At 58.9% G+C, this 11675-nt stretch carries 8 protein-coding genes and 1 pseudogene; 5 read left to right on the plus strand and 4 right to left on the minus strand.

From position 1 onward, the window contains the following. Positions 1 to 16: 16 nt before the first annotated feature. The 3 genes from BQ7483_RS07675 to BQ7483_RS07685 all read left to right on the plus strand — a co-directional run bounded on the left by BQ7483_RS07675 (position 17) and on the right by BQ7483_RS07685 (position 5647). The gene (locus tag BQ7483_RS07675) at positions 17 to 1159 is read left to right on the plus strand and encodes a glycoside hydrolase family 43 protein (protein ID WP_072545419.1); all 1143 of its coding nucleotides are present in this window, start codon (positions 17 to 19) and stop codon (positions 1157 to 1159) included. A 188-nt stretch (positions 1160 to 1347) separates the two neighbouring features. Next, on the plus strand, positions 1348 to 3267 hold the full coding sequence (locus tag BQ7483_RS07680) for a glycoside hydrolase family 43 protein (RefSeq protein WP_072545420.1): 1920 nt from the start codon (positions 1348 to 1350) through the stop codon (positions 3265 to 3267). Between the two features lie 100 nt (positions 3268 to 3367). Beyond that, on the plus strand, positions 3368 to 5647 hold the full coding sequence (locus tag BQ7483_RS07685) for a beta-galactosidase (protein WP_235847327.1): 2280 nt from the start codon (positions 3368 to 3370) through the stop codon (positions 5645 to 5647). Positions 5648 to 5721: 74 nt separating this feature from the next. Here BQ7483_RS07685 and BQ7483_RS07690 read toward each other — a convergent pair whose 3' ends face one another. Further along, on the minus strand, positions 5722 to 6402 hold the full coding sequence (locus tag BQ7483_RS07690) for a response regulator transcription factor (protein WP_072545486.1): 681 nt from the start codon (positions 6400 to 6402) through the stop codon (positions 5722 to 5724). A 10-nt stretch (positions 6403 to 6412) separates the two neighbouring features. After that, the gene (locus BQ7483_RS07695) at positions 6413 to 7915 is read right to left on the minus strand and encodes a sensor histidine kinase (protein ID WP_072545422.1); all 1503 of its coding nucleotides are present in this window, start codon (positions 7913 to 7915) and stop codon (positions 6413 to 6415) included. A gap of 183 nt (positions 7916 to 8098) precedes the next feature. Between BQ7483_RS07695 and BQ7483_RS07700 the strand changes: the two genes are divergently transcribed. Next, the gene (locus tag BQ7483_RS07700) at positions 8099 to 8962 is read left to right on the plus strand and encodes a GLPGLI family protein (RefSeq protein WP_072545423.1); all 864 of its coding nucleotides are present in this window, start codon (positions 8099 to 8101) and stop codon (positions 8960 to 8962) included. A gap of 12 nt (positions 8963 to 8974) precedes the next feature. Beyond that, positions 8975 to 10708, plus strand: coding sequence for a carboxypeptidase-like regulatory domain-containing protein (locus BQ7483_RS07705; RefSeq protein ID WP_072545424.1), 1734 nt, complete (start codon positions 8975 to 8977; stop codon positions 10706 to 10708). An 11-nt stretch (positions 10709 to 10719) separates the two neighbouring features. On the opposite strand, the gene BQ7483_RS07710 is transcribed toward BQ7483_RS07705, so the two are convergent. Together BQ7483_RS07710 and BQ7483_RS17825 are read right to left on the minus strand one after the other, a co-directional pair. Then, on the minus strand, positions 10720 to 11409 hold the full coding sequence (locus BQ7483_RS07710) for a phosphatase PAP2 family protein (protein WP_072545425.1): 690 nt from the start codon (positions 11407 to 11409) through the stop codon (positions 10720 to 10722). Between the two features lie 17 nt (positions 11410 to 11426). Continuing rightward, positions 11427 to 11675 (minus strand): annotated as a pseudogene (locus BQ7483_RS17825) (LTA synthase family protein); the annotation flags it as partial.

Genomic DNA, 11675 nt, shown 5'->3' on the forward strand with positions numbered 1-11675 from the left:
AAAAAACAATAACATTATGAAGAAATATGGATTAGCATCTATATGTGTGTATATCTACATTCTGTTATTTACAGCGTGTACACAACCTATATTAAAACCCATCCGTTCGGGCGAGATATGGCCGGACGACCGCGGCGTACACGTCAATGCACACGGAGGAGGCATGCTCTACCACGACGGTACCTATTACTGGTATGGTGAAAACAAGTCGGACACCACCAGCAAGGCTATGGTGGGCATCATGTGCTACTCTTCGAAAAACCTCACCGACTGGAAGAACGAAGGGGCCGTACTGCCCGTCGAGCTGAACGACACAACCAGTGACATCGCACAGGGTTGCGTTATGGAGCGTCCGAAGGTGATCTACAACGACAAGACAAAGAAGTTCGTCATGTGGTTTCACCTGGAACTGAAAGGGAAAGGTTATGCCGCCGCCCGCTCGGCCGTAGCCGTAAGCGACTCTCCGACAGGACCGTTCCGCTTCCTCCGCTCGGGACGAATCAATCCCGGCAAACTGCCCTTCAACATGACCGCCGAACAACGAGCCGTACTCGACACCCTGCAGGCCGAGCACTTCAAGGAATGGTGGACACCCCAGTGGTACGAAGCCATTGACAAAGGGCTCTTCCTGAAACGTGACCTGGAAGGCGGACAAATGGCACGCGACATGCAACTCTTCGTGGACGACGACGGAAAAGCCTACCACATCTATTCGTCGGAAGACAACCTGACCTTACAAATTGCCGAACTGAGCGAAGACTACCTGAGCCATACCGGCAAGTATACCCGCCTGGCACCGGCCGGACACAACGAAGCACCGGCCATCTTCAAGAAGGACGGCATCTACTGGATGATTACCTCGGGATGTACCGGTTGGGATCCCAACGAGGCACGCATGTTCTCCGCCCCCAGCATTTGGGGCCCCTGGACCAAGCATCCCAATCCCTGCATCGGACCCAAAGCCGAACTGACCTTCGGTGGACAGAGTACGTTCGTACTGAAGGTGCCGGGCAAGAAAGACGCCTACCTGTTCATGGCCGACATTTGGAGACCGAAAAGGCCGAGCGATGCACGCTACATCTGGCTGCCTATACAGTTCAAGGACGGAGTACCCTACATTGAATGGATGGACAGCTGGACACTGGACTTCTTCCAATAAGCCAAGCCGACAAAATCAAGAAATCCGCCTTCGCCCACACGGTGTAAGGCGGATTTTTCTTTATTATCTACACAAATATCGTTCATTGCATGATATTCTACCTATTTTTGAATGATTTGACTACCCTGTAACCATTGTTTATTCGTAAATTTGCGCAAACAAAAACTACATACATATACCATTCAGACATGAAAAACAAAATTCTTGCTTTCCTTTTATGCCTGTCGGCCTTGACTCCCGCCTTTGCGGAGAAGATCGAAGAAAAAGACTTGGCAGCCTATCTCTTCGTTTACTTCACCGGCAACCACATCAGCCAGGAGGCCGTATGCTATGCCGTCAGCATGGACGGATATACCTACTGGGCACTGAACGACAACAAACCGGTCATCGATTCCAAAGTCATCAGCTCGACCGGCGGCGTACGCGACCCGCACATCCTGCGTTGTGAAGACGGAAAAACATTCTATATGGTAGTGACGGACATGGTGTCGGACAACGGATGGGATTCCAACCGCGCCATGGTGCTGCTGAAATCGACCGACCTGGTAAACTGGTCGCACTCGGTCATCAACATGCAGAAACGCTACGAAGGCCAGGAAAGGCTGAAACGCGTATGGGCTCCCCAAACGATTTTTGATCCCGAAGCCAAAAAATACATGGTCTATTGGTCGATGAAATACGGTGACGGCCCCGACGTCATCTATTATGCCTATGCCAACGAAGACTTTACCGACCTGGAAGGCGAACCCAAGCCGCTGTTCGTTCCGGCCGAAAAGAAATCGTGCATCGACGGAGACATTGTCTACAAAGACGGCATCTACCACCTGTTCTACAAGACGGAAGGACACGGCAACGGCATCCGGGTAGCTACCACAAACTCCCTGACCTCCGGCCAATGGAAAGAGGATCTGGAATACAAGCAACAGACCAAGGAAGCAGTGGAAGGCGCCGGCACCTTCAAGCTGATAGGCGAGGACAAATACATCCTGATGTATGACGTCTACATGAAAGGTGCCTACCAGTTTACGGAAACTACCGACCTGGAGCATTTCAAGGTCATCGACCACGACGTCAAGATGAACTTCCACCCACGCCACGGCACCATCATCCCCATCACCCGAAGCGAACTGAAGCGCATCACCGACCAGTGGGGCAAGCCGGCCGAACTGGGCGAATTGCCCAACAACCCCGTACTCCCCGGCTTCCATGCCGACCCCGAAATCATTTACTCCAACCTGACCGGCAAATATTACATCTACTCCACCACCGACGGCCAGCCCGGATGGGGCGGATGGTACTACACCGCCTACTCGTCAAGCGACCTGAAGGACTGGACCTACGAAGGCATCGTGCTCGACCTGAAGTCCGACCAGGTGTCCTGGGCCGACGGCAACGCCTGGGCCCCTGCCATCGAGGAGAAGAAAACCAAAGACGGCTACCGCTACTACCTGTACTTCAGCGGCAATCCGAAGAACGGAGGCGGCAAGCAGATTGGCGTCGCCACGGCCGATTCGCCTACGGGTCCCTTCACCGACCTGGGGCATCCGATGATTACCGAATCGCCCACAGGAGGCGGCCAGCAGATTGACGTGGACGTCTTTACTGACCCCGTCTCGGGCAAGTCCTACCTGTACTGGGGCAACGGATACATGGCCGGCGCCGAACTGAACAAGGATATGGTTTCCATCAAGAAGAAAACGCTGAAGGTACTGACACCCGAAGGCGGCACGTTGCAGGACTATGCCTACCGCGAAGCACCCTACGTGTTCTACCGCAACGGGCTGTACTACTTCATGTGGTCGGTGGACGACACCGGCTCGGCCAATTACCACGTGGCCTACGGCACGGCCAAGTCGCCCCTGGGGCCCATCCAGGTGGCTTCCGACCCCATCGTCACCCTCCAGGACCCTGAACTGGAAATCTATGGGCCAGCCCACAACTCGGTCATCTGCAAGCCCGGCACAGACGAGTGGTACATCGTCTACCACCGCATCAACAAGCATTACCTTGACAAGAGCCTCTCGCCCGGCACACACCGCGAAGTGTGCATCGACCGCCTGGAATTCAATGAAGACGGCACCATCAAACGGGTGAAGCTGACGAAATGAGCCACAAATTATCAATATTCAAATAGATTATACCAATATCATGAGAAGAGTAGCAAGCATCGCCCTCTCCCTCCTCCTGGCCGCAGGCATAGCCGGCGGGATGACGTCGTGTTCACAAAAGACGACAGGTACGTTCGAGGCGGGAAAAGGCACGTTTCTCCTGAACGGGAAACCCATGGTGGTGAAAGCCGCCGAAATCCACTATCCGCGCATCCCCGAGCCTTACTGGGAGCAGCGCATCGAGTCGTGCAAGGCACTGGGTATGAACACCATCTGCCTCTATGTGTTCTGGAACCTGCACGAACAGGAAGAAGGCAAGTTCGACTTCACGGGCAACAAGGACATCGCCAAGTTCTGCCGCCTGGCACAGAAGCACGGCATGTACGTCATCGTACGCCCGGGTCCCTATGTATGTGCCGAATGGGAAATGGGCGGTCTGCCCTGGTGGCTCCTGAAGAAACAGGATGTACAACTCCGTTCGCTCGATCCCTACTACATGGAACGTGTAGGCATCTTCATGAAGGAAGTAGGTAAGCAGTTGGCCGACCTGCAGATTACCCGCGGCGGAAACATCATCATGGTGCAAGTGGAGAATGAATTCGGTTCCTATGGTACCGACAAACCGTACGTATCGGCTATCCGCGACTTGGTGCGCGAAGCAGGCTTTACAGATGTACCTCTCTTCCAATGTGACTGGAGCTCGAACTTCACCAACAACGCCCTGGACGACCTGCTTTGGACAGTAAACTTCGGTACCGGTGCCAACATCGAAGAGCAGTTCAAGAAACTAAAGGAACTGCGCCCCGAAACGCCACTGATGTGCAGTGAGTTCTGGAGTGGATGGTTCGACCACTGGGGACGCAAACACGAAACGCGCGACGCTGCCACCATGGTGAGCGGCATCAAGGATATGCTTGACCGCAACATCTCCTTCAGCCTCTACATGACTCACGGAGGTACGACCTTCGGCTGGTGGGGCGGCGCCAACAACCCCGCCTACTCGGCCATGTGCAGCTCCTACGACTACGACGCACCCATCAGCGAAGCTGGCTGGCTCACGCCGAAGTACTACCAGCTGCGCGACCTGCTGCAACAATACCTGCCCGCCGGACAGACCCTGCCCGAGCCTCCCGAAGCCTTCCCAGTCATCAAGGTACCGGCCATCACCGAATGGGAGGTAGCCCCCTTGTTCGACAACCTGCCCGAACCCAAGCAGACAGAAAGTGTGAAGCCGATGGAACAGTTCAACCAAGGCTGGGGAAGCATCCTCTACCGCACAACGCTGAAGGAAGACATTTCGGGTACACTCCATTTGGACGAAATGCACGACTGGGCACAAGTCTTTGCCGACGGCCAGCTGCTGGGACGCCTCGACCGTCGCCAGGGCGAGTTTACCCTTTTGCTGAAGTCACCCCTGAAGAAGGGTACCCAACTAGACATCCTAGTGGAGGCTATGGGCCGTGTGAACTTTGACAAGTCCATTCACGACCGCAAAGGTATCACCGAGAAGGTGGAAGTCATCACTGACGGAAAGGCTACCGAGCTGAAAGACTGGTCTGTATATAGTCTGCCACCCTTCTATGAGTTTGTCAGCAACAAAAACTATCAGAAAGGACAAGCTGTGAACGGCCCTGCCTACTACCGCGCCACTTTCCACCTGGATAAGACGGGCGACACCTTCCTTGACATGCAGACATGGGGCAAGGGTATGGTTTGGGTGAACGGACATGCTATGGGCCGCTTCTGGGAAATCGGTCCCCAACAGACACTCTACATGCCCGGATGCTGGCTGAAAGAAGGTGAAAACGAAATCATCGTTCTCGACCTGAAAGGCCCTGCCGAAACAAAAGTAGTCGGCCTCGAAAAGCCTATCCTCGACATGCTCCGCACACAGGCTCCCGAGACACATCGCAAGGACGGACAGAATCTGAAGCTCAACGCCGAAAAGCCCGTCCACAAGGGTACCTTCAAGCCGGGCAACGGCTGGCAGGAAGTGAAGTTTGCTACCCCCACACAGGGACGCTACTTCTGCCTGAATGCCATGTCCAACTATGACGGAAATAACATCGCCTCCATCGCCGAGTTCGACGTGCTCGACGCCAACGGCAAGCCCGTTTCGCGCGAGAACTGGAAGATTGTCTATGCAGACAGCGAAGAGACCCGCAGCGGCAATCGTACGGCCGACAAGATATTCGACCTGCAGGAGAGCACCTTCTGGCAGACGGTGGACAACACCGCCTTCCCCCATCAGGTGGTCATCGACCTGGGCAAGGACTACAACGTGAGCGGCTTCCGCATGCTGCCCCGTGCCGAAAAGGGTGCGCCGGGCCTCATCAAGGACTATGCCGTCTACGTCAAGGCAACGGATTTCAACTATTGATTTGAGATACAACAACTGGTAATTTAGGGTTTTGAGAGGGGATGTGCCACGCGATGTGACGCATCCCCCTTTTTTTATCCCCGCAACACGTATCCCTTCTTCATGAGCGACTCAATCCTGACCGACGGGTCGTTCTTCAACGCCTTGCGCAGGTAGGTGATCTGCACGTTCAGTGCCAGAGAGTTGACATAGGAAGCCGCACCCCACACGGCTTCGAGCAGGCGGTCGCGAGAGACAGCCTGATTGACATTCAGGGCCAGCAGACGGAGGATGTCCGCCTGGCGCGAAGTAATGAGCACCTTGCTGCTGGCCGTGCGGAGCTCGTTGGTGTTGTAGCTGAACACAGTGTTGCCGAAGCGGTAGGTCTCCTCCTCCACCGTCTCCTCCAGCTGGAGGGCGAAGCGCTCGCGGATGCGGGCAATGAGCTCTTCGGGGTAAAAGGGCTTGGCCAAGTAGTCGTTGGCGCGGAGGCTGAAGCCCTGCAGGCGATCGGCCTTGTCGCTGCGGTCTGAGAGGAAGAAGATGAGGACGTGCTTGTCCGCCTCGCGGATGCGGGCCGCCACTTCGAAACCGTTCAGCTCGGGCATGTTGATGTCGAGCAGCACCAGGTCGGGCTTGACCAGGGGGAACTGCTCCACGGCCATACGGCCGTTTCCGACGTAGGTCACTTCATAACCTTCCTGCTCCAAGAAGCGTTTCAGGAGCAGGGAATATTTCAGGTCGTCGTCAGCAAAAAGAATCTTCAAGGGTTTCATAATCATCCATTCATTGAGGTATAGTGACGGTCACCGTTGTCCCCTGCCCCGGCTGGCTCTGCAGGTCGACGGTGCCGGCATGCGCTTCCACGAGCAGCTTCACATAGCTCAGGCCCAGGCCGATGCCGGGTACGGAGCGGTCGGGCAAGCTGGTGCTGCGATAAAATTTGTCGAACACACGGGCCTGCTCGGCGGGTGGGATACCAATGCCGTTGTCGGCCACCGTGAGGGTGAAGCGATGCCCGTCCAGCGCGCCGGTGACAGTGATGTGAACGGAGTCGCCCGAATACTTCACGGCATTCTCCAGCAGGTTGCTCAGGATGTTGCAGAGGTGCATGGGGTCGGCCGTCACGGGGAGCGAGGGCGGGAAGTGGGTCTCGAACGTCACGAGCTTATGGTCGGGGATGTGCAGCTGGCGGAGGGTCTTCTCGGCCATCGGGCGGAAGTCGAAGGTGCGGAGGCTGAGCGGCGTGCGCTCGTCGTCGGCCCGCGTCATGTCGCGCAGCTTCTGGAGGTAGGCCGAAAGGTTGTCCACCTCGACGATGGAGTCGTCCACCACCGCATCGGTGGCCTTCGTGTCGGCACGGAGGGAGGGGTCGGACAGGTAGGCCAGGCACATCTTCAACGTCTGTACGGGACGCTTCAGCTCGTGTATCATGGTGCTCACAAAGCTGCGGCGCAACTCGTCCACCCGCCGCTGCTTCAGGATGGTCTTGATCTGGAAGAGCAGGCACACGGCCAACAAGGCTATCATCAGCAGGCTGCCCGCCAGCTGGCCGCCCATGCGGAGCAGCAGCATGTGGCAGGGGATGCGGACATCGACCTCGACCAGCTGGCGCTTCAGGGGATTGTAGGGATAGACCACCTGCGCCAGCGGCCGGAGCAGGGAGCCGCCGGAGTGCAGGGTGGCTTCCCACTGGTAGAGGCTGTCGGCGGCGGTAGTGCTCAGGCGGGTGCTGAAGGTGACGTCCGGCAGGGTGGCGGCTACGATGGAGTCGAACGGATGGAGGTCGAACGGATGGGACAACTCCAGACGCATCAGGTCGGCCAGATACATCATGTTGAGGCGTTCGTACTGCCGCTTGTCGCCCATCAGGACGACCGAGTCGGTGCAGAGCACGGTACTGTCGGCCAGCAGGCGGGATACATTCACGCCTGCCGCCCCTGTCTGTGCCGGGGTGAAGTCCGTCAGCGTGTCCTGCGTCTCCGCTCCCAGGCGCTGCACCAGGTAGATGCGCGTGCTCTCCTGCCCCGTCAGCGAGTCGGTACGGTTGTCCCAGTTGACGTTGGTGTTGTACCACTGCACGGCCTTCTGTTCGCCCAGGGGGCGGGGCTCCTGCCAACGCAGGGTGTTGTAGCTCACCACGGCTTCGGACACCTGCCGCAGCACTTCGCGTCCGTAGGCCTCGTTGGTATATTGATAGTGGCTCCACAACCAGTAGCCCTGCCCCGCCCCGATGAGGAGCATGGAGGTCAGAGAGAGTAGCCAGATAATCTTGATGCGTCGTTCCATCGTTCACTCGTTTTTCCGCAGGCAAAGATAAGCCTTTCGCCCGTACACAAGGTTCGCGCGAGGCCGATATTTCCGCCGCCGTAATATTTCCGTAATAACTTCCTGCGCCCGCTTCCGCCCCTTCCGCCTATCTTCGTGGCAGAAAAACGAACTGAATGTTTCACCCTCTAAACCATTACAGACATGAAAACCAGACACATTCTTCTCTTCGCCCTGAGCCTCGCCGCCACGGCTGCCCAGGCACAGATGAGCATCAAGATTTCTACCGGGCAAACCTTTCGCAAAGACACCATCGACCACAAGGTGCTGACCGTACAATACGGGCTGGATGCCCTGACCGACCTCAGCAAGCCCGACGCACGGATGCAGGAAACCCTGCGGCTGGACATCGGGCGGCAGGCGTCGCGCTTCTACAGCTACACGGCCTTCGTGGCCGACTCCGTCCTGGCTGCCGACATGGCCAACGGCGCTTCCTCCGAGCTGATAGCCCAGCACGCCAACCAGTACCAGAGCCAGTGGAGCGAACAGACTTTCAAAAACTATCCCGCCGGGCGGGTGACGACGCTGGACGAACTGGCGGGCGACATCTGCCGCCTGCGTTGCGAGGAGCCCGCGGAGAAGCCCCGATGGACGCTGACGCAGGACACACTGACCCTGCTGGGCTACCGTTGTACACACGCCACGACGCAGTTCAAGGGTCGGCAATGGTCGGCCTGGTACACGACGGACATCCCCGTGAGCGAAGGTCCGTGGAAGCTCTGCGGCCTGCCGGGCCTGATTCTGAAAGCTGAAGACGACGAGGGCCACTACCGCTTCATGGCCGACGGCCTGGAGCAGAGCCACGGCACGGAGCCCATCCTCTTCGGCGGCAAGGACTACCAGCCGGTTGACCGGAAGCAGTACGACAAGATGCAGAAGCGCTTCGCCGCCGACCCCGTGGGCTTTATCACCGGCATCATGCCCAACGTGAAGATTACCGTCCGGGACAATCACGGCAACAACACCAAGAACCCCAAGGACATGCCCTACAATCCCATCGAACGGTAAAGGAGGCCACCGATGAAGATACTCATATTCTCTCTCACTCTGACACTGGCGTTCGGCCTGGCGCGGCCTCTGCGGGCACAAGACGTGCTCCAAGGCCGCGTGACCGACGCCGAGACCTCCCGCCCGCTCAAGGCGGTGATGGTGAGCGTACTGCGCGACAGCATGACCATCGACTATACCCTGACCGACGCCGACGGACGCTACTCCCTGCCCTGGCGCCACAAGGGCACCCTGCAAGTGAGCGCCTCGATGCTGGGCTACGGACGACAGACGCGCGACGTCGGCAAAGGCGGCCGGCTGGACTTCGCCCTGCGCACCGAGAGCATCGTGCTCCGCGAGGTGGAGATACGCCCCGGGCGCATCAGCAGCCGGCGCGACACCGTGCGCTACAACCTGGCCGACTTCATCACGGAGAAGGACACCCGCGTCCGCGACGTGCTGAAGCGTCTGCCGGGCATCGACGTGAAGGAGAACGGCACCGTGACCTACAAGGGCAAGGCCATCGACCACTTCCTCGTGGAGGGGATGGACGTGACAGGCGGACGCTACAACCAGGTGAACAACAACCTGGACGCACGGGCGGTGAAGTCAGCCGAGCTGATGGAGAACTACCAGTCCGTCCGCGCCCTGAAGGGAAAGATAGACTCCGAACAGGTGGCCCTGAACCTGCGGCTGGACGAGAAGGCGCGCGACCAATGGTTCCCCTACCTCCAAGCGGGCGGCGGACTGACCCAAGACGCCGACGGACACCCCGCCCCCCTGTGGGAAGGCACCCTGAGCGCCCTGCAACTGGGACGCGGACGGCAGAGTATCTTCGCCCTGAAGACCAACAACACGGGGCGCGACCTGAGCGACGAACAGGCCCTCCTGACCACAAACATACCCGAAGCCGCCTCACTCCCCTCACTGCTCGACCTGCCGGCTTTCAGCGCCCCGCTGGACACCCGCCGCACGTTGTTCAACGAAACCTGGACGACCAACTCCAACCGCATGTACCGCCGCGACGACGAACGCACCCTGCGCGTACAGGCCGACTATACCCACGACTTCGTCCACCAGGAACGGGGCAACAGGCAGACCTACTACCAGGCGGAGGACACCGTCAACCTCTCGGAAGAGGCTGACTACCGCCTGCGCACCGACGCCCTGCACGCGGCCCTGGCCTACGAGGACAACACCCCGACGTACTACCTGACCGAACGCCTGGAGCTGGACGCCGCCCGCAACCGCAGCCACGCCTCCCGGCTGGGACAAGGCATCGAGACCTCCACCCTACAGGCCCGCAACTACCTGAACTACCTGAAAAGCCAGGGCGAGCGGACGTGGGAGCTGACTTCAGACGTACAGATGTCCCTGCTTCCCTCCGCCCTGACCCTGGCTACGGAGCGCGACGACTACACCCAGCGAAGCCTCCACACCCGCCACACGGCCAGCTACCTGCGCAAGCGCAACGGCTTCAGCCGCCGCCTGGNCCTGCGCCTCGTCCTGACCATCGGAAAGGTGGACATACAACTGGGCGGCGAGCACTACCGCAACGCCCTGGCCGACGGCACGCATCTGAACGTCCTCCTGGCCGATGCCTCGCTCACATGGAAGCACGACCGCTGGCGGGTGGAGGCCTGCCTCAACAACCTGTTCAACAAAAAGACCTACGCCTACACCACGTACACGGCCACACAGAGCCGCACCGACTGGCTACGCATCCGGCCCCGCGAACTCTCCGTCAAAGTGGGATATCAGTTTTGAAAGGAAGAAATCTATACAAAGGAGTACACCAGCATCCCCACGACCGTAGCGCCCCCCACGGCCACCGGCACCCACAGCTGGCACGGATGCTCGGGACGACTGTACCTGCAGATTTTCTGAAAGAGGCCGTAGCAGAGGCTGGCCCCCACGAAGCCCAGCACGGCACCCGCCAGCAGGTCGCCCGGATAGTGGACGCCCAGGTAGGCACGCGAGTAGCACGTCACCAGCACCCACGCCAGGATGAAGGCCGAGAGCAGCCGGCTACGGAAGAGGTAGACCAGGAAGAAGGCCAGGCCGAAGGTGTTGGCCGCATGGCACGAAGGGAAGCCGTAGCTCCCGCCCCGATAGCCGTTGACGATGTGAACCATGGCCGAGAGCGGGTTCTCCAGATTGGAGGGGCGCAGGCGGGCCACTTCGGGGCGGATGAGCGAAGCCCCCACCTGGTCGGCAAAGACGATGGTGAGCGCGATGGCCACCGCACACCCCACGGCCACCTGCCAGCGCAGGTTGCGCCCGATGACGTAGAGCAGCGAGGCATACAGGGGTATCCATATCCACTTGCCGCTGAAGGCGTACATGAACGTGTCTGCCCAGGGGGCATGCCATCCGTTGATGGCCAGGAGGCAGGCATTGTCGGCCTCGATGAGGGATGAGAGGAATTCGGTCACAATCGTATGTTCTTTTAAGTGTGTATCAAGCATTCAGAGAGACTGACCCGTCACAGGCGCGCCAGGTCGTCGTAGAGCTTCTGCAGGTAGGCCTTGCCCGAGCGGAGCACCTCGTCGGCCTCAGCGCCCTGGCTGGAGACGAGGCGGCCGGCCTGGTTGTCGAACACCGCCTGCGAGCCGTTCCACTGGAGCCCGAAGGCGTCGGGAAAGGTGAAGAAGGCAAAGTGGGGCGCGGCGGGGTTCATCAGATCCTTGCTGAAGGTGAACCGGCCGTGGGGCAGGCCCAGCTGGGCCAGCAG

This window comes from Mediterranea massiliensis (assembly GCF_900128475.1).
Taxonomy (GTDB): Bacteria; Bacteroidota; Bacteroidia; order Bacteroidales; family Bacteroidaceae; genus Bacteroides; species Bacteroides massiliensis_E.

Bases quoted from the DNA above. Each gene is read 5' to 3' on its own strand.
- BQ7483_RS07690 (WP_072545486.1), bottom strand. From the start codon at position 6,402: ATGAAACCCTTGAAGATTCTTTTTGCTGACGACGACCTGAAATATTCC.
- BQ7483_RS07695 (WP_072545422.1), bottom strand. From the start codon at position 7,915: ATGGAACGACGCATCAAGATTATCTGGCTACTCTCTCTGACCTCCATG.
- BQ7483_RS07685 (WP_235847327.1), top strand. From the start codon at position 3,368: ATGACGTCGTGTTCACAAAAGACGACAGGTACGTTCGAGGCGGGAAAA.
- BQ7483_RS07700 (WP_072545423.1), top strand. From the start codon at position 8,099: ATGAAAACCAGACACATTCTTCTCTTCGCCCTGAGCCTCGCCGCCACG.
- BQ7483_RS07675 (WP_072545419.1), top strand. From the start codon at position 17: ATGAAGAAATATGGATTAGCATCTATATGTGTGTATATCTACATTCTG.
- BQ7483_RS07680 (WP_072545420.1), top strand. From the start codon at position 1,348: ATGAAAAACAAAATTCTTGCTTTCCTTTTATGCCTGTCGGCCTTGACT.
- BQ7483_RS07710 (WP_072545425.1), bottom strand. From the start codon at position 11,409: ATGCTTGATACACACTTAAAAGAACATACGATTGTGACCGAATTCCTC.